This window comes from Mesorhizobium sp. WSM4887 (assembly GCF_029625865.1).
Classification (GTDB): Bacteria; Pseudomonadota; Alphaproteobacteria; order Rhizobiales; family Rhizobiaceae; genus Mesorhizobium.
Genome location: NZ_JARTVP010000001.1, coordinates 422,071 through 440,612, shown reverse-complemented (window position 1 = coordinate 440,612; position 18,542 = coordinate 422,071). Strand labels below are relative to the sequence as shown.

Annotated in this window: 15 protein-coding genes and 1 riboswitch; of the genes, 5 read left to right on the top strand and 10 right to left on the bottom strand. The window is 64.2% G+C overall.

What is annotated here, in order from left to right:
* Position 1 precedes the first annotated feature (1 nt).
* The 3 genes from P9230_RS02145 (at position 2) to P9230_RS02135 (ending at position 2,918) form a co-directional block, all read left to right on the top strand.
* On the top strand, positions 2–964 hold the full coding sequence (locus P9230_RS02145) for a type II secretion system F family protein (protein ID WP_095829898.1): 963 nt from the start codon (positions 2–4) through the stop codon (positions 962–964).
* 133 nt (positions 965–1,097) lie between these two features.
* A complete protein-coding gene (locus P9230_RS02140) occupies positions 1,098–1,571 on the top strand; it encodes a hypothetical protein (protein ID WP_127216322.1) in 474 nt (157 codons plus the stop codon).
* Positions 1,572–1,745: 174 nt separating this feature from the next.
* Positions 1,746–2,918, top strand: a complete 1,173-nt coding sequence (locus P9230_RS02135; RefSeq protein ID WP_278117232.1) for a GGDEF domain-containing protein — start codon at positions 1,746–1,748, stop codon at positions 2,916–2,918.
* A 13-nt stretch (positions 2,919–2,931) separates the two neighbouring features.
* On the opposite strand, the gene gcvP is transcribed toward P9230_RS02135, so the two are convergent.
* The 10 genes from gcvP to P9230_RS02085 all read right to left on the bottom strand — a co-directional run bounded on the left by gcvP (position 2,932) and on the right by P9230_RS02085 (position 12,513).
* Complete coding sequence (gene gcvP, locus P9230_RS02130; protein WP_278117231.1) at positions 2,932–5,742, bottom strand: aminomethyl-transferring glycine dehydrogenase; 2,811 nt, start codon at positions 5,740–5,742, stop codon at positions 2,932–2,934.
* Positions 5,743–5,758: 16 nt separating this feature from the next.
* Positions 5,759–6,127 carry a glycine cleavage system protein GcvH gene (gcvH, locus tag P9230_RS02125; protein WP_067000208.1) on the bottom strand — a complete coding sequence of 123 codons (369 nt, stop codon included), beginning with the start codon at positions 6,125–6,127 and terminating at the stop codon, positions 5,759–5,761.
* 7 nt (positions 6,128–6,134) lie between these two features.
* Positions 6,135–7,235: a glycine cleavage system aminomethyltransferase GcvT gene (gene gcvT / locus P9230_RS02120; protein WP_127248603.1), complete on the bottom strand. Its 1,101-nt coding sequence runs from the start codon at positions 7,233–7,235 to the stop codon at positions 6,135–6,137.
* A gap of 149 nt (positions 7,236–7,384) precedes the next feature.
* Positions 7,385–7,471, bottom strand: a riboswitch (glycine riboswitch).
* Between the two features lie 139 nt (positions 7,472–7,610).
* Positions 7,611–7,739 (bottom strand): hypothetical protein, encoded by a 129-nt coding sequence (locus P9230_RS02115; protein ID WP_259979720.1) that lies wholly within the window; start codon positions 7,737–7,739, stop codon positions 7,611–7,613.
* Positions 7,739–8,530, bottom strand: coding sequence for a molybdopterin-binding protein (locus P9230_RS02110; protein ID WP_278117230.1), 792 nt, complete (start codon positions 8,528–8,530; stop codon positions 7,739–7,741). The genes P9230_RS02115 and P9230_RS02110 overlap by 1 nt, the downstream gene beginning before the upstream one ends.
* Position 8,531: 1 nt before the next feature.
* Positions 8,532–9,413 carry a cytochrome b/b6 domain-containing protein gene (locus P9230_RS02105; protein WP_278054130.1) on the bottom strand — a complete coding sequence of 294 codons (882 nt, stop codon included), beginning with the start codon at positions 9,411–9,413 and terminating at the stop codon, positions 8,532–8,534.
* 103 nt (positions 9,414–9,516) lie between these two features.
* Positions 9,517–10,194 carry a DUF1345 domain-containing protein gene (locus tag P9230_RS02100; RefSeq protein WP_278117228.1) on the bottom strand — a complete coding sequence of 226 codons (678 nt, stop codon included), beginning with the start codon at positions 10,192–10,194 and terminating at the stop codon, positions 9,517–9,519.
* Between the two features lie 24 nt (positions 10,195–10,218).
* Positions 10,219–10,686 (bottom strand): YaiI/YqxD family protein, encoded by a 468-nt coding sequence (locus tag P9230_RS02095; protein ID WP_127217010.1) that lies wholly within the window; start codon positions 10,684–10,686, stop codon positions 10,219–10,221.
* A gap of 62 nt (positions 10,687–10,748) precedes the next feature.
* Positions 10,749–11,318 (bottom strand): S-(hydroxymethyl)glutathione synthase, encoded by a 570-nt coding sequence (gene gfa / locus P9230_RS02090; protein ID WP_067000227.1) that lies wholly within the window; start codon positions 11,316–11,318, stop codon positions 10,749–10,751.
* Positions 11,319–11,385: 67 nt separating this feature from the next.
* The gene (locus tag P9230_RS02085; RefSeq protein WP_278117226.1) at positions 11,386–12,513 is read right to left on the bottom strand and encodes an S-(hydroxymethyl)glutathione dehydrogenase/class III alcohol dehydrogenase; all 1,128 of its coding nucleotides are present in this window, start codon (positions 12,511–12,513) and stop codon (positions 11,386–11,388) included.
* A gap of 266 nt (positions 12,514–12,779) precedes the next feature.
* Here P9230_RS02085 and P9230_RS02080 point away from each other — a divergent pair, with 266 nt between their 5' ends.
* Positions 12,780–14,792: an acetyl/propionyl/methylcrotonyl-CoA carboxylase subunit alpha gene (locus tag P9230_RS02080; protein WP_278117224.1), complete on the top strand. Its 2,013-nt coding sequence runs from the start codon at positions 12,780–12,782 to the stop codon at positions 14,790–14,792.
* 116 nt (positions 14,793–14,908) lie between these two features.
* Positions 14,909–18,436, top strand: a complete 3,528-nt coding sequence (gene dnaE, locus P9230_RS02075; RefSeq protein ID WP_278117222.1) for a DNA polymerase III subunit alpha — start codon at positions 14,909–14,911, stop codon at positions 18,434–18,436.
* Positions 18,437–18,542: the final 106 nt, after the last annotated feature.

Here is an 18,542-nt window from a genome sequence, read left to right as displayed (position 1 = left end):
AATGGACGAGGTCATCCGCTTCCTTGCCTCGCTAGCGCCGACATCGCTGATGCCGGTGGCTGTGCTGCTGCTGGTGATGGGCGGCGGCGCGGTGGCCTGGCCGCTGGTCGTCGCGCAGGGCGACCGCAACGAGGTCAAGCGCCGGCTGAAGGTCGAGGCGGCGCAGCCGATCGAGCAGCCCGAGCCGGCACCCAGGAAGAACGCGAACGCCGTGCGCGAGAAGGCGGTGAGGCGGGCGCAGGAATTCTATGCCAAGAGCGATCCGGAGAATGTCGCGCGACTGCGCATGAAGCTCATCCAGGCCGGTTACATGGAGCCGCGCGCCGTCGGTACGTTCTTCCTGATCCGTTTTGCCGCGCTGGTCGGAATGGCGCTTGGGGCGTTCCTGGTCAACCATTGGGCGGCCAGCGCCGAATCGACCGTGACCAGCCGCTGGACCTTCATCATCCTGTCGGGAGCGGCCGGCTATTTCCTGCCCGGCCTGGTGCTGACGCAGAAGGTGCGGGAAAAGATGCGCGAATACCGCAATGGCTTTCCCGACTTCATGGATTTGATGATCGTCTGCTCCGACGCGGGCATGAGCATGGAGGCCGGCATCGAGCGGGTCTCGAAGGAACTCGCCAGGACCTATCCGTCGCTCAGCCAAAACCTGCAGCTTGTGTCGCTGGAGCTGAGGGCCGGCCGCAGCCTCGACGATGCGCTGAAAGCGCTCGCCGATCGCCTCAGCCTCGACGAGGTGCGCTCCTTCGCGACGCTCCTGCAGCAGTCCAAGGAGCTCGGCACCAGCCTGTCGGGAGCGCTGCGTGTCTTTTCCGACGAAATGCGCCACAAGCGCATGTCGCTGGCCGAGGAAAAGGCACATGCCTTGCCGGCCAAGATGTCGGTGCCGGTGACGGTGTGCATCCTGCCGGTGGTGCTGATGGTCGCCATCATCCCGATCGTGGTAAGGCTGACGTCGCACTGAGGCCGGCGGTGCTGGTTAACGCATCCTTTGCAAGCAACTGAAATTTAGGCGCATTTCGGCACCGAAGCTTAATCGCTCTCCTGTATGGTCCTTGCTGAAGAACGACCCGGCAAATCGGGCGACGGGGCAGGGCATGCGTCACAGACTTTCCACGGCAGCGGCGGTATTGGCGGCCGTCTTGATGATCACCGGCTGTACTACGAACAGCAGCGTCGACACGACCAAGACCACCGCAATCCAGGCGACGGCCAAGGATATCAGCGCCGCCGACCTGACGGAGGGCAAGGCGCAATTCCGGGAGGCGAATTTCGGTCTTGCAGAACAGCATTTCCGCAAAGCGGTGGAGCTCAAGGCAGACAATGCCGAAGCCTGGATGGGGCTTGCCGCCTCCTATGACGAGCTCGGCCGCTTCGACTTCGCCGACCGCGCCTATACGCAATTGCTGAGGGTTGCCGGGCGCAAGCCGCAGATCGTCAACAATATGGGCTATTCGCAGCTCCTGCGCGGCAACAAGAAGAAGGCAAGGGCGCTGCTGCTCGAAGCCAAGGCCGGTCTCGCCGACCAGACCGTGGTCAACGCCAACCTAGCGCTGCTCGACAAGAGCTGATCCGCTTCCGGCTCGTCCCGCCGCGGAACCGGGCCGTAGTTTCAGCGGACATGTCGACGCTTTGTAAACCCTTTGTCGAGCGAGCAGCGGACACCGGCCGAAAAGGGTTTGCGCCACGCCTCTACAACCTACATTGAGGAAGCAACGAGTCTCCCCAACGGCAGATCTTCAGAGATGTTGGATTTCAGCTCGCTCCTGCTCGCGGCGGCGCTGTCGGGCACATGCCTCAGCGTCACGATGCTCGCGATCTGGCTCACCGCGCCGCAGGCGCGTTTCGTGCTTACGGTCGCCTGCGGCATACTCGTGCTCGTTGCCCATGTCGTCCTGTTCTGGCGCTATACCAAGGACGCCAACCCGTGGCTCTGCCAGATGGTGCTTGCCCTGCTCAGCCTGGGGTTCCTCGTCATCTGTTTGTCGGCGATGCAGTATCTCGGCATCCACAGTTATCGCCGCGCCATCGTGCCGGCGCTGGCAGCGATGGCGGCTTGCGCCCTCGTCACCTATTTCGGCTTCGATGGCGTCGGCTTTCTGATCACCTATTCGACGGTGACGGCGCTGCTCGGCGCGATCGGAACGATGTTCTGGATGAAGGGCGATCACGACCGCCGGATACTGCTCGTCGTTTCGTTTCTCAGCGGCGCCTGCGGGATATCCTTCGCGCTGTGCGGCCTGGTGCTGCTGGTGCAAGGGCAATGGGTCCTAGGCGCCGCGCCCGACAACTGGGCGGAGCGGTTGAACTCCGTCGTCGCGGTCGCCTGCATGACCGGCTTCGGCGCGCTGACGCTTTCGCTGCACCATCTGCAGGCGCAGATCGAGCTCAAGGCCGCGACGATGACCGATCCGCTGACCGGCCTGATGAACCGCAGGGCGCTCAACGAGCTTTACGGCGGTCGCAGCTTCGGTCCGTTCATGGCGATCGCGATGTTCGACCTCGACCATTTCAAGACCACAAACGATGTCTTCGGCCATCCCGTCGGCGATCAGGTGCTTTGCCGCTTCGCGGCGGTCATCAAGAAATATGGCAGGGCCGGGGTCGATGCCTTCCGGCTAGGCGGTGAGGAGTTCGCGCTCGTCCTATCGCGCATGACGCCGGAAAAGGCGCACGATATGGCAAGCAGGATCGGGGTCGCTTTCGGCACCGAAATCGTTCCGACTCAACGTGGTCCGTTGCGCAGCAGCGTCAGCGGCGGCATGGGATTTGGCGCCCCCGATGGCCGGACCCTAGACGAGGTGCTGGCTGAGGCGGACGCCGCGCTCTACGCCGCAAAGCGCGCCGGGCGAAACCGCGTGATCGCCCAACGCCAGGAGGACCAGCCCGATAGCGGGCCAGCCCTGCGCTCGGCCTAACTTGCCCTACCGTCTACTCTGCGGCGCCGAGATATTCCGACAGCGGCGGGCAGGAGCAGACCAGGTTGCGGTCGCCGGCGACATTGTCGATGCGCGAAACCGGCGGCCAGTATTTTGCTGCCAGATCGACGTCACCCGCTGGGTAGGCTGCTTCCATCCGCGAGTATGGATGCGGCCATGCGCCTGCCAATGCCTCGGCGGCAGTGTGCGGGGCGTTGACCAGCGGGTTGTCGTCGAGCGGCCATTCGCCCTTCGCCACCTTCGCCGCCTCGCCGGCGATCGCAATCATCGCCTCGCAGAATCGGTCGAGTTCGCGCTTGGGTTCGGATTCCGTTGGCTCGACCATCAGCGTGCCGGCAACCGGGAACGACATGGTCGGGGCGTGGAAGCCGTAGTCAATGAGGCGCTTGGCGATGTCGTCGACGCTGATGCCGGCGCTCTCCTTGAGCACGCGCGTGTCGAGAATGCACTCATGGGCGATGCGATCGCTCCTGCCCTTGTAGAGGAGGGGGAAATGCGGCGCGAGCCGCGTCGCCACATAGTTGGCCGAAACGATCGCCGTCTCGGTGGCCTGCTTCAGCCCGGAGCCGCCCATCATGCGGATATACATCCAGGTGATCGGCAGGATCGAAGCGCTGCCGAAGGGCGCGGCGGCGACGGCATGCGCCGAACCTTCCGTGACATGGCCCGGCAGATAGGGTTTCAGATGCGCCCTGACGCCGATCGGGCCGACGCCCGGCCCACCGCCGCCATGCGGGATGCAGAAGGTCTTGTGCAGGTTCATGTGGCAGACGTCGGCGCCGATATCGCCGGGGCGGGCGAGACCGACTAGGGCGTTGAGGTTGGCGCCGTCGAAATAGACCTGGCCGCCATGCTCGTGGATGAGGGCGCAGAGATGGCGCGCGCCTTCCTCGTAGACGCCATGCGTCGAGGGATAGGTGAACATCAGCGCCGCGAGGTTCTTGGAATGCTCGTTGGCCTTGGCCCGCATGTCATCCATGTCGATGCTGCCGTCCTCGGCGCAGCGCACGACGACGACACTCATTCCCGCCATCGCCGCGCTCGCCGGATTGGTGCCATGCGCGGAGGACGGGATAAGGCACACGGTGCGGTGGCCTTCGCCGCGCGCGCGGTGATAGGCGCGGATGGCGAGCAGGCCGGCATATTCGCCCTGGCTGCCGGCATTGGGCTGCAGGCTGACCGCGTCGAAACCGGTGATCTCCGACAGCCAAGCCTCCAGGTCGCCGACCATGGCCCGATAGCCGGCCGAATGGCTGGCCGGCGCGAAGGGATGCAGGTTGGCGACATTCACCCAACTCACGGGCATCATCTCGGCGGCGGCGTTGAGCTTCATGGTGCAGGATCCGAGCGGGATCATGGCGCGGTCCAGCGCGAGGTCCTTGTCGGCCAGCCGCCGCAGGAAGCGCATCATCTCGGTCTCGGAGTGGTTCTCGTGGAAAACCGGCTGGGTGAGGAACTCCTTGCCGCGCCGCTTACCGGGCATCGAGCCGGCTGCCACCGTGCCGGGCTTGGCGCCGAATAGCGCCGCGATCGCTTCGAGGTCGGCTTCGGTCGAGGTCTCGTCGAAGGCGATGCCGACGTGGTCGGCATCGATGACGCGCAGCAGCCGGCCAGTCTTCTCGGCGGCGGCGGCTATTGCCGCTGCCTTGCCCTTCACTTCCGCCGTCACAGTGTCGAAGCGATGTGCTCCGAGAACGGCCACGCCCGCTGTCTTCAGCCCCACCGCAAGGCGGTTGGCGAGAGTGTGGACGCGCTCCGCGATCGCTTGCAAACCGGCGGGACCGTGCCAGATCGCATAGGCCGTCGCCATGTTGGCGAGCAGCGCCTGCGCGGTGCAGATATTGGAGGTCGCCTTGTCGCGGCGGATGTGCTGCTCGCGCGTCTGCAGCGCCAGGCGATAGCCCGGGCGGCCCTTGCTGTCGGTCGACTGGCCGACGAGGCGGCCGGGCATTAGACGGGTGAGCTTGTCGGAGACGGCGCAATAGGCCGCGTGCGGGCCGCCAAAGCCCATCGGCACGCCGAAGCGCTGCATCGGACCGACGGCGATGTCGGCACCGAGCTTGGCCGGCGCATCCGTCAACGTAAGCGCGAGCGGGTCGGCGATGAAGACGACCAGAGCGCCAGCGGCGCGGGCCTTCTCGATCGCCGCCTTGTGGTCGCCATAGACGCCGAAAGTGTCCGGCCAGGAGACGAGCAGGGCGGCGGTGTTGTCGTCGATGGTCTCGCCGTCGACCTCGGTGCCGAGCGGTTCGGCGCGGGTGCGCACGACATCGAGCGTCTGCGGATGCGGCGTGCCGGCAAGCGCCACCTTGGTGCGCTTGTCGCGGTGATGGCGCAGTGCGATGCCGACCGCTTCGGCAACGGCGGTGGCCTCGTCGAGCAGCGATGCCGACGCCACCGGCAGGCCGGTCAGCTCGGCAACCAGGGTCTGGAAATTGAACAGCATCTCCAGCCGGCCCTGACTGATCTCGGCTTGGTAAGGCGTGTAGGCCGTGTACCAGGCCGGGTTCTCGAACATGTTGCGCTGGATGACCGGCGGCACATGGACGCCGTGATAACCGGCGCCGATGAAGCTCTTCAGCACCGTGTTCTTCACCATCATCGCCGACAATTCGGCCAGTGCTTCGGCCTCGCTGGCCGGAGTGGGCAGGTTGAGCGGCAGGTCGAGGCGGATCGATCTCGGCACGGCCTGGCTGATCAGCGTTTCGACGGACGGAACGCCGATGGTGGCGAGCATGGCCCTGACATCGTTGACACTGGGGCCGATGTGACGGGCCGAGAAAGGAATGGGTGCTGCGGTCATTTCCAAGATCCTGGTATCAGCCGATATGGGCTTTGTAGGCGGCCTCGTCCATGAGGCTGTCGAGTTGGCTTGCGTTGGAAAGCTTCATCTTCCAGAGCCAGCCATCGCCGGTCGCCGCCGAATTGACCAATGAAGGGTCCGACGACAGTGCTGTGTTGGCTTCGGTGATCTCGCCGTCGACCGGCGCATAGACGTCAGAGGCCGCCTTGACGGATTCGACGACTACTGCAGTGTCGCCCTTCGCGAGCTTGCGGCCGATTTCCGGCAGTTCGACGAAGACGAGATCGCCGAGCTGCTCCTGCGCATAGTCGGTGATGCCGACGGTGGCGACGCCGCCTTCGACGCGCAGCCATTCATGATCCTCAGTAAAATAGGTATTTGCCATCGGAATATCATCCTTTGCGGTAGCGATGTGGCGTGAAGGGCAGCGAAGTGACATCGATCGGGATCCTGGTCCCGCGGACGTCGGCGAATAGTCTGATGCCGGGCTTGGCCAGCGCATTGTCGACATAGCCCATGGCGACCGGGTGGCCCGTCGACGGGCCGAAGCCGCCCGAGGTCACGTGGCCGGCCGCATTGCCGTCGGCATCGACAAGCGCGGCGCCGGCGCGCACCGGCTGACGACCATCGGGCTTCAGGCCAACCCGCTTCTGAGACGGCCCGCGCTCGAGGATCGAGCGCAGCGCGTCGGCGCCGATGAAGTGACCGGAAGCGCGGAGCTCCTTAGGGATCGCCCACATCAAACCGCCGCTCGCCGGATCGATCTCGGGTGTCAGATCCTGGCCATGCAGGCAGAGCCCGGCCTCGAGCCGCAGGCTATCGCGGGCGGCAAGGCCGATCCATTGCACGCGCTCATCCTGCAGCAGCTTGCCGACGAGATCGCGGGCATCCGCTTCCGGCAGCCCGATCTCGAATCCATCCTCGCCGGTGTAGCCGGAGCGGCTCATGAACCAGTTTTGCCGGGGCTCGACACCATGCATGAACAGCAGCGAGCCCGTTTCGATACCGGCTCGCGAAAGGGCCGCCCAGGCATCCGGACCCTGGATCGCCAGGAAGACGCGGTCGAGCGGCTCGACCTTGGCATCGAAATCCGCGGCCAACGCACGCAGATGCCTTTCATCCTCGGCCGCATTGCCGGCGTTGGCCACCACCATGAATCGGCCATCGTCAAGACGCGTGACGATCAAGTCGTCGATGACGCCGGCGGCCTCGTTGAGGAAGAAGGTATATTTGGATTGGGCAATTTCCAGCGCGCCGGCGTCGAGCGGGCAGGCGCGGTTGAGTAGGGCGGCGGCGCCCGGGCCGCCGACCTCGAACAGCTTCATATGCGAGATGTCGAACAGGCCGGCATGCTCGCGCGTGTGAAGGTGCTCCTTCATCACGCCGGCCGGATAGGTCAGCGGCATCGACCAGCCGGCAAAAGCGCCGAAACGCGCGCCCGCGGCGCTATGCAAATCCTCGAGGGGTAGATGTTTGGTGTCTTCGCCGGTCATGTCTTCTCCAGAGTTGCACGCAATCGACCGCCATTAGCGGTCTAGTCCGTGCCCCTCTGTCTGAAGCCTGAGAGACTCGCGCCCCGTAACTCTGTCGGCAGCGCTTACACCTTCGGCGCGGGAAGATTCCCGACTTTCCAGAGTTGTCTTTCCCGTCCACGGTTCTTTTGCCTGAGAGATTTCGGGCGATTTCCCCTTCGGCGACAGCTTGCGCTGTTCTCTCCCGCAAACAGGTAGGACTCAGTCACCTGAGCCCTCGACGCGCCATCCATAGCCCGTCGGCGACACCTTGTCACCTCCCAGCGACATATCTCTCGGCAGCCGACGCCGATGACAACACCCGATCCGGTCTGAACGGCGGCCCAGCAAGGCGGCCTAGTCGCCCGAGGCCATCGTCTTGCAAAGGATGATGTTGGAATGGCCGATTGTCGCCGTGAGGCTTTTCTCAATCGCGTTGAACTCGGCTGACGCAAGATCGTGCTCGGCCTGCAGGCGAAGCGCCATCAAATACCGGCATACCAGTCGTAGCCATTGTCTTCCCAATAGCCGCCGCGACCGCCGCCGACATTGGCGAAGCCGTCGACCAGCTCGATCTTGTAGAGATATTTCGGCATCTTGTAGCCGAGCTGGCGCTCGACCCGCACCCGCAGCGGCGCGCCGTTCTCGACCGGCAGCGGCTTGCCGTTCAAGCCGTAGGCCAGGATCGTTTGCGGATGGCGGGCATCGATCAGGTCGATGCTGCCGTAATATTTGATGTCGCCAGACAGGCTTTGGTCGATCGTGTCGAGGCAATGGAACATGACGTAGCTCGCCTGCGGCTTGACGATGGCCTGATCGAGCACCAGCGCGAGCGGCGTGCCGGTCCATTTGGCGATGCAGCTCCAGCCTTCAACGCAGTCGTGGCGGGTGATCTGGGTGCGGCTCGGCATGTTCTGCAACTGCTCGCGGGTGAGCGACAGCGGTTTTTCGACGAGGCCGGTCACCTCCAGGCGCCAGTCGGCGAAATTGTTGGCGAGAAGACCCTTATAGGTGTCGTCGTCAGGCGCGGTGACGCCGTTCGGCCGCTGCGGCTGGCGGATGTCGGCCTCGCTGAATTCCGGTGCCAGCGCGTCCCGGCCGGCAAGCAGGCGCTGCGCGCGGTATGTCAGCCCGTTGGCGTTTTCGAGGAAGCTGCGCAGCCCGCTGCCGACGCCCAGACCGCTGTCGAAGGCATCGCAGCCGGACAGCGCGATGCCTGACAGACCGAGGCTGGCGGAGGTCAAGAACTTCCGGCGGCTAATCTGGAATTTTGCCATGTCAGGCGCTCCTCTCGGTTGCCTGGTCGTGCTTTGCGGGCGGGTCGGTGCGATACCAGCCGGTGATGATTGAGCGCAGCTCGTTGATCGGACCGGCAGCCACGATCATCAGCATATGGACGACGAAGAAGAGCACGAGCAACACCATGACAATGAAGTGGATGGTGCGAGCCGTCTGCCGACCGCCCAGGATTTCATTGAGCCAGGGAAGCACCGAGTTCATGCTCGGCGACATCGCAAGCCCGGTGATGATCATCAGCGGCAACAGCACGAAGAGCACGCCGCCATAGGCCATTTTCTGCAGCGTGTTGTACTCGCGGGCATGGTGGAATTTCAGCCTCGCATGGTCGAGGATGTCGCGCGGCAGCTTGCGCAAGTCATCCAGGCGAGGGGCAAGATCGCGGCGGATATGGCCGTTGATCAGGCTCGCGACCAGCCAAATGAGCAGGGTTGCGCTCAGCACCCAGGCGAAGAAGAAATGCACGACGCGGGCCGTGCCGAGGTCGTAGTAGGACGGGATCGTCGCCCAGGACGGAAAGGCGCGCGGCGTTTCCTGTCCGGGAGGGCCGGACCAGCCGAGCACGCCGGTGGTGTCGAAGCGATGCCCGAAGATTTTGGTAAAGCCGCGCGGTCCGCCGTCTGTGTTTTCGGCGCCGATCTCGAGGATCGTATTGTTGTATTGGAAGCCCGATTCCTTGCCGATGTAGAGTTGCGGGCGCGCGTTGAAGATCTGCAGGCCCGAAAGCAGCATGAAGAACAGCGAGAACGCCCAGAGCCAATGGGTCAGGCGCGTCCAGCGCGATTGCCGGTAAATCAGCGTCGGGTCCTTCGGCGCGGATGCTTCCACCTCGGCGGAGGGTTCGCTTCTGGCGACGGTCTCCATATCTTGGTGTCCTCCCGGCTCGCTCGTCTGCGGCCTCTCAGAGCCTTGTTCTCCTCCCAATACGTCTCCGGCCCAAGCGTTGTTTCATCCGATCACGGATTTATTATGGACTGCCCAGGCTGACCGCGAGATTGACCGCGGCGGCGACGATCACCGTGTTGAAGAAAAAGCTCAGGATCGAATGGACGAGCACGACCTGGCGCATGCGCGAGGTCGTGATCCCAGTGTCGGCGGTTTGCGCAGTCATGCCGATGACGGTCGCGAAATACAGGAAATCCCAGCCTTCCGGGCGTTTGCCGCCGGGAAAATCGAGGCCGCCGACCGGATTCTTCTTCCTGGTTTTCTCGTCGATCTCGTCGCCGTCCATCCAGTAGACATGCGCATAATGCAGCGCCGCCATGGCATGGATTGTGAACCAGCCAAGCGGGATCGACAGCATCGCGAACAGAACCTCCAGCGGATGCGCGGCAGCCTTTTGGTTGATGAGTTGAAACAGCGAGCCGATGGCGAGGCCGACGACCAGGAGCGTGACCGCAAAAATCAGCAGCACCGGCAGGTCCGTGGCACGCGCGTTCTTGCTCAGGTAACTGACGGTGAGCCTCGGCATCGCGACCAGCACCAGAAGAGTGTAAGCGGCGAAGAAGAGGTTGGCGCCGATGGAGTAGGGCAGCGGCGCCCCCAGCATCAGGGCGAGAAGCAGCGCGACAATGCCGATGGCCGCAGCCAAAGCGAACTGCACGTGCCGGTGGATCGGCGTGTTGAGGGATATGTCGTCGCCCATGGCCGGTTCTCAAAGGGCTTCGGGTCAGCCGGGTGTGGCGGATTTGAGCGCCCGCCGCAAGATGCGGTCGAGCTCGCCGAGAAAGTTTGACCTGTCCTTCGCCGTGAAGGCGGCGTTCAAGCCGCGGCTTTCGCCGGTCTCGCGCAGATGCTGCTTCAAATCCCGCATCGCCACCGCCATGCCGATGGTCTCGGGCGTGAGGGGACGGCCCGTGGGTCCCAGCACATGCGCGCCGAGCGCCACCGTGCGCGCGGCAAGCGGGATATCGGCCGTCACTACGACATCGTTGAGTTTGGCGTTCTCGACGATCCAGTCGTCCGCAGCGTCCGCGCCCTTGGAGACTACGACATTGCGGATCATCGGATCGCGCGACGGGCGCAGGCCGCCATTGGAGACATAGGTAACCACGACGCCGTGCCGCTCCGCCACCTTCTCGACCTCGGCCTTCACCGGACAGGCATCGGCATCGACATAGATGATGGGTGCTGGCATCGTCTCTCCAAATGTGCAAAGGGCCGGCGTTGGCCGGCCCTTTACCAGAAATCCCGCAATCGTCAGGCCGCCAAGGCTCCCGACTTCTTCGCCGTCCAGGTGGCGATGTAGTCCATCAGGGCGGGGTTGAGGCAGTCATAGGGTTCGAGCCCGATCGACTTCAGCTGGCCGCGGATGCCGTCCATGCGGCTCGGGTCGACGCCGGCTTCGATGATGGAGGAGACAAAGGCGGCAAAGCCGGGCGGCGACCAGCCGTCCTCCTCGAAACGCTCGGGATGGATGAAGGACAGACCCTTGAAGGGATGGTCGCGCTCGACCGGGCCGTACATGTGCACGCCGCAGCTGGTGCAGGCATGGCGCTGGATCAGCGCTGCCGGGTCGACCACCTTCAGCTTGTCGCCATTCTCGGCCACAGTGACGTCGCCGGTGCCGGCAACGGCCACGACCGAGAACACCGCGCCTTCCGGCTTCCAGCATTTGGTGCAGCCGCAGGCATGGTTGTGGGCGATCTGGCCCTTGACCTTCACCTTCACCGGGTTGCTGGTGCAGAGACAGACCAGCGTGCCGCCGGAAAAGGCAGCACTTTCCTTCGGCAGCCCGTTGTCGATCTTCGGATGCAATTTTTCCGCCATTCGTCCTTCCTCCCATGTTGAGCCGCAAAGGTTGCGGGCTCCAGCCCACGACCGATGCGGCATTGCTTCAGTAAACCACGACGCTGCGGATCGACTTGCCCTCATGCATGAGGTCAAAACCCTTGTTGATGTCGTCGACCGTCAGCGTATGGGTGATCATCGGATCGATCTGGATCTTTTTCTCCATGTACCAGTCGACGATCTTCGGCACGTCGGTGCGGCCGCGCGCGCCGCCGAAGGCGGTGCCCATCCAGGTGCGGCCGGTGACCAGTTGGAAGGGCCGCGTCGCAATCTCCTGGCCGGCGCCGGCAACGCCAATGATGACCGACTTGCCCCAGCCGCGATGCGAGGCTTCCAGCGCCTGGCGCATCACCTTGGTGTTGCCGGTGCAGTCGAAAGTGTAGTCGGCGCCGCCGATCTGGTCGGCGCCGCGCTTGGTCAGGTTGACCAGGTAAGGCACGATGTCGCCGTCGATCTCCTGCGGATTGACGAAATGCGTCATGCCGAACTTCTCGCCCCAGGCCTTCTTGTCGTTGTTCAAGTCGACGCCGATGATCATGTCGGCGCCGGCCAGGCGAAGGCCCTGGATGACGTTGAGGCCAATGCCGCCGAGGCCGAAGACGACGGCCGTAGCGCCCTGCTCGACCTTGGCGGTGTTGATGACAGCGCCGATGCCGGTGGTCACGCCGCAGCCGATATAGCAGATCTTGTCGAAGGGGGCGTCGGGATTGACCTTGGCGACCGCGATCTCCGGCAGCACGGTGAAGTTGGAGAAGGTCGAGCAGCCCATATAGTGGAACAGCTTCTCGCCGCCGACCGAAAAGCGCGAGGTGCCGTCGGGCATCAGGCCTTGGCCCTGCGTGGCGCGGATGGCGGTGCACAGATTGGTCTTGCGCGAGAGACAGGACGGGCACTGCCGGCATTCGGGCGTGTAGAGCGGGATGACATGGTCGCCCTTCCTGACCGAGGTGACGCCCTTGCCGACATCGACGACGATGCCGGCGCCTTCATGGCCGAGGATCGCCGGAAAGATGCCTTCCGGATCGGCGCCCGAGAGCGTGAACTCGTCGGTGTGGCAGATGCCGGTCGCCTTGACCTCGACCAGCACCTCGCCCTCGCGCGGCCCCTCAAGATCCACCTCCATGATCTCCAGCGGCTTTCCGGCACCAACGGCAACTGCGGCACGCGTTTTCATGAGGCATTCCTCCCAAGGCAATCTTAAAAGTCTCAGCTTTATGGCAGGCCGTCGAGCCTGCCCGGCGAGGCGAATACCGCCTGCCATTTTCTTGCGCTCGCCACCACCTTACCGGGTTCGAAGGTGGCGGCCAACGTCTGTTGCGACGTTTTTCGACGCCGCTTCTGCAAAAGCATCGAGCGCCGAAGGGCAGGGGCTGCAGACACTTGAGGCGCGTCGGGATTGTCCATAGAACTGGACGGCTTCGCCGGAGGAACGACATCCGAATGTTCAAGAAGATCCTGATCGCCAATCGCGGCGAGATCGCCTGCCGCGTGATCAAGACGGCGCGCAAGATGGGGATCGCCACGGTCGCGGTTTATTCGGATGCCGACCGCGACGCCGTGCATGTCGAAATGGCCGACGAGGCCGTGCATATCGGCCCGTCGCCGGCGGCGCAGAGCTATCTAGTGCCTGAGAAGATCATCGCCGCCTGCAAGGAAACCGGCGCCAAAGCGGTGCACCCGGGTTATGGCTTCCTGTCGGAACGCGCCTCTTTCTGCGAAGCGCTGGAAAAGGAAGGCATCATCTTCATCGGACCGAAGCCCAAGGCGATCCGCGCAATGGGCGACAAGATCGAATCGAAGAAGTTCGCGAGCCAGGCCAAGGTTTCGACCGTGCCCGGCTGGCTGGGCGTCATCGAAAATGCCGACCACGCCGAAAGGATTGCCGGCGAGATCGGCTATCCGGTGATGATCAAGGCCTCGGCCGGCGGCGGCGGCAAGGGCATGCGCATCGCCTGGAGCAGCGCGGAAGTGCGCGACGGCTTCGAGCGCGCGCGTTCGGAAGCGAAAAGCTCCTTCGGCGATGACCGCGTCTTCATCGAGAAATTCGTCGTTGACCCGCGCCATATCGAGATCCAGGTGCTGGCCGACGCGCATGGCAATGCGCTCTATCTGGGTGAGCGCGAATGCTCGATCCAGCGCCGCAACCAGAAGGTGGTCGAGGAGGCGCCGTCGCCGTTCCTCGACGCCAAGACGCGCAAGGCCATGGGCGAGCAGGCTGTGGCGCTGGCGAAAGCCGTCGATTACCAGAGCGCCGGCACGGTCGAGTTCATCGTCGACAAGGACAGGAACTTCTATTTCCTTGAAATGAACACGCGACTACAGGTCGAGCATCCGGTGACGGAGCTCGTCACCGGCATCGATCTGGTCGAGCAGATGATCCGCATCGCCGCCGGCGAAAAGCTCGGCATCAGGCAAAGCGAGGTCAAGCTGAACGGCTGGGCGGTGGAAAGCCGTCTCTATGCCGAGGACCCGTTTCGCAATTTCCTGCCCTCGATCGGCCGGCTGACGCGCTACCGGCCGCCGCAAGAGGGCACGTTCGGCGATGTGGTGATCCGCAACGACACCGGCGTTGCCGAAGGCGCCGAGATATCGATGTTCTACGACCCGATGGTGGCAAAGCTCTGCACCTGGGCGCCGACGCGGCTCGAGGCTATCGATGCCATGTCCGAAGCACTGGACGGTTTTGTCGTCGACGGCATAGAGCACAACATTCCGTTCCTCGCTGCGCTGATGCAGCATCCGCGCTGGCGCGAGGGGCGGCTTTCCACCGGCTTTATCGCCGAGGAGTATCCGGACGGTTTCGCGCCGGTCGAACCGGACGGTGAGGAGATGGCGGTGTTTGCCGCGATCGCCACCGCAATCGAGCTGCTGCGACGGGACCGGCTCGACCGGCTCAGCGGCCGGTTGGCACCGCATTCGGGCCATCTCAAGCGCGACTGGGTGGTGAAGATCGGCTCGGACTATCTTTGCGCCGGCATCCTCGACGGCATGGTCTCGATCCCGATGGAGATCGATCTGTCGATCGATGGCAGCGAGCCGCTGACGGTCGCTTCCGACTGGCGGCCGGGCGACGCGATCTGGCGCGGCAGGGTCGGCGGCAACCGGATCGCGGCGCAGGTCCGGCCGGTGCTGAACGGCCTTTGTATCGCCTGGAAGGGCATGTCGGTGACGGCTCAAGCCATGCTGCCGCGGACGGCGGAGCTGGAAAGGTTGATGCCGGAAAAGCTGCCGCCGGATACCTCGAAAATGCTGCTTTGCCCGATGCCAGGACTGGTGGTGTCGATCGCCGTCGCCGAGGGCCAAGAAGTCAAGGCCGGCGAGACGCTGGCCGTGGTCGAGGCGATGAAGATGGAGAACGTGCTGCGCGCGGAGCGCGACCTCACCGTGGCGAAGCTAAACGCCAAACCGGGCGACAGCCTGGCGGTCGACGCTGTGATCATGGAGTTCGCCTGAGCCAGGGCGACATAGGCCGCAAGCTTGTGGTTCGCGATCGATTGTACTGGACTGGCATCGCGGCGTCCGGGACAATACATCTGCACGGATGAGTCCTTGAGATAGCGCGAAAAAACATGGCGGATGAACGACTTCCACGCGACCCTTTGCAGCGCGAAGCTCTCGTGAAGGCCACGCAGCCGGAGACGCCTGCACGGAGGTTCATCCATCTGCGCGTGCATTCAGCCTATTCGCTGCTCGAGGGCGCCCTGCAGCTCGGCGCCATCGTCGGCCACGCGGTCAAGGATGAAGCGCCGGCGATCGCAGTGACCGACACCAACAATCTGTTCGGCGCGCTCGAATTCGCCCAGAAAGCGGTCAAGGACGGCGTCCAGCCGATCATCGGCTGCCAGGTCGACCTCGTCTTTTCCGGCGAAACGAGCGACGCCCAACGCGACCGCCGCCGGCACGGTCCCGAGATGTCGCCGATCGTGCTGATCGCCGCCAGCGAGGCCGGCTATGCCAATCTGGTCCGGCTGATCAGCAAGGTTTATCTGGAAACGCCGCCCGGCGAGCCGGTGCACATGACGAGCGCCATGCTGGAGAGCCATTGCGATGGCCTGCTATGCCTGACCGGCGGCCCGCGTGGCCCGATCGGCAGCGCGCTGAAGGCGGACCGCCGCGACCTTGCCGAACAGCGGCTGCTGTTCCTCAAAGAGCTTTTCGGCGACCGTCTCTATGTCGAGCTGGAACGGGTCGCCGGCTATGACCGCATGGTCGAAAAGTCGACGCTCGACCTTGCCTATACCCACGAACTGCCGCTGGTCGCCACAAACGAGGCCTTCTTCTCCAAGCGTGAAGACTATGAGGCGCATGACGCGCTGATTGCGATCGCCGAAGGCTCGGTGGTGGCCGCAGACAATCGCCGGCGGCTTTCGCCTGACAATTTTCTGCGCGGCCAGGCCGAGGTGGCGCGGCTGTTCTCCGACCTGCCGGAAGCGATCGACAACACGGTCGAGATCGCCATGCGCTGCTCCTATTATCCGAAGAACCGCAGCCCGATCCTGCCGCGTTTCACCGGCGCCGACTCCGCCGACAAGGACGCCGCCGAGAAGGCGGAAGCCGCCGAGCTCGCGCGCCAGGCGCGCGAGGGCCTGGAGGCGCGACTTGCCGCGCACGGACCGACGCCCGGCTACACGGTCGAGCAATATCGCGAGCGGCTCGAATTCGAGCTCGGCATCATCGAGAAGATGAAGTTCCCCGGCTACTTCCTGATCGTTGCCGACTTCATCAAATGGGCGAAGGCGCAAGGCATCCCGGTCGGACCGGGGCGCGGTTCGGGCGCCGGCTCGCTTGTCGCCTATTCGACCACCATCACCGACATCGACCCACTGCGCTTCTCGCTGCTGTTCGAGCGCTTCCTCAACCCGGACCGCGTCTCGATGCCGGACTTCGACATCGACTTTTGCCAGGACCGGCGCGAGGAGGTCATCCGGTACGTCCAGCAGAAATACGGCCGCGACCAGGTCGGGCAGATCATCACCTTCGGAACGTTGCAGGCGCGTGCGGTGCTGCGCGACGTCGGCCGCGTCCTGCAGATGCCGTATGGCCAGGTCGACAAGCTCTCCAAGATGGTGCCGCAGAACCCGGCCAACCCGGTCAAGCTGGCGGACGCCATCGCCAACGAGCCGCGCTTCGCCGAGGAGGCGGAAAAGGAGCCGATCGTGCAGACGCTGCTCGACACCGCGCAGAAGCTCGAGGGCCTCTACCGCCATGCCTCGACGCATGCCGCCGGCATCGTCATCGGCGACCGACCGTTGTCGGAATTGGTGCCGATGTACCGCGATCCGCGCTCGGACATGCCGGTCACCCAGTTCAACATGAAATATGTCGAGCAGGCCGGGCTGGTAAAATTCGACTTCCTCGGCCTGAAGACGCTGACGGTGCTGGAAACGGCGGTGAAACTGATCCGGCGGCGTGGTGTCGATATCGATCTTGCCCGCATCCCGCTCGACGACCCCGAGACTTACGCCATGCTGTCGCGCGGCGAGGTGGTCGGCGTGTTCCAGGTTGAAAGCGCAGGCATGCGCAAGGCGCTGATCGGCATGCGGCCGGACTGCATCGAGGACATCATCGCGCTGGTCGCGCTCTATCGCCCAGGCCCGATGGAGAACATCCCGACCTACAACGCCAGAAAGCATGGCGAGGAGGAGATGGCCTCGATCCACCCCAAGATCGACCACCTTGTGAAGGAAACTCAAGGCGTCATCGTCTACCAGGAACAGGTGATGCAGATCGCACAGGAGCTTGCCGGCTATTCGCTCGGCGAAGCCGATCTTCTGCGCCGCGCCATGGGCAAGAAGATCCGCGCCGAGATGGACAAGCAGCGCGAGCGCTTCGTCACCGGCGCCGTAGAGCGCGGCGTCGGCAAGGCGCAGGCCCATTTCATCTTCGATCTGCTGGCGAAATTCGCCGACTACGGCTTCAACAAGTCGCACGCCGCGGCTTATGCGGTCGTTTCCTACCAGACCGCCTACCTCAAGGCGCACTACCCGGTCGAGTTCCTGGCGGCGTCGATGACGCTCGACATGAGCAACACCGACAAACTGGCCGATTTCCGCCAGGACGCGCTGCGCCTCGGCATCGAGGTGGTGGCGCCGTCGGTGATGACCAGCTTCCGACCCTTCGAGGTCGGCGAGAACAAGATCTTCTACTCGCTGGCTGCGCTCAAAGGCGTCGGCGACGCGGCGGTCGAGCACATTGTCGAGAAGCGCGGTGAGAGGCCGTTCAAGAGCCTTGCCGATTTCTGCGAGCGCGTGGATCCGAAGATCGTCGGCAAGCGCGTCTTCGAAAGCCTGATCATGGCGGGGGCCTTGGACTGCTTCGGGCACGACCGCGCCGTGATGATGGCCGGCGTGGAGCGGATGATGGGGCTCGCGTCGCTGGCGCAGCAGAACGCCATCTCGGGCCAGACGGATATTTTCGGCGCCTCGCTCGGCGCGCAATCGCAGGCGCTCAACCTGCCGGCGGCCGAGCCATGGCTTGCCGCCGACCGGCTGCACCGCGAGTTCCAGGTGGTCGGCTTCTATCTCTCTGCGCATCCGCTCGACGAATACAAGGCCGCGCTGCAGAAGATGCGGGTGCAGAACTGGGCGGAATTCTCCGCCGCGGTCAAACGCGGCGCTGCGGCCGGCCGGCTCGCCGGCACCGTCACCACGAAGCAGGAGCGCAAGACCCGCACCGGCAACAAGATGGGCGTCGTGCAGTTTTCCGACACCACCGGCCAATACGAGGCGGTGCTGTTCTCCGAAGGCTTGGCGCAGTATCGCGACATGCTGGAGCCCGGCCGTTCGGTGGTGATCACCGTCTCGGCCGAAGACCGGCCGGAGGGGATCAATCTGCGCATCCAGACGGTGCAGTCGCTGGAGGACGAAGCAAGCCGCATCCAAAAGGCGCTGCGCATCTTCGTGCGCGATGCTCAGCCGATCAACGTCCTTGCCAACCAGCTTGCCGTGAAGGGCGAGGGTCAGGTGAGCTTCGTGCTGATCAAGGAAGCCGGCCAGGGCGAGGTGGAGATCGAACTCCCCAACCGCTATCGCATCTCGCCGCAGGTCGCGTCGGCCATGCGCGCGGTGCCGGGTGTCGTCGAAGTGGAACTGGTGTAAGCGTTCCAACGACTTGTTTTCGCGCAACTCCGAACAGCAACCGGCTCACGCCTTTCCTGGAATGCTTTGGCGCGAGGCGTGGCCACCAGTTCAAGCCCCGCCGCCA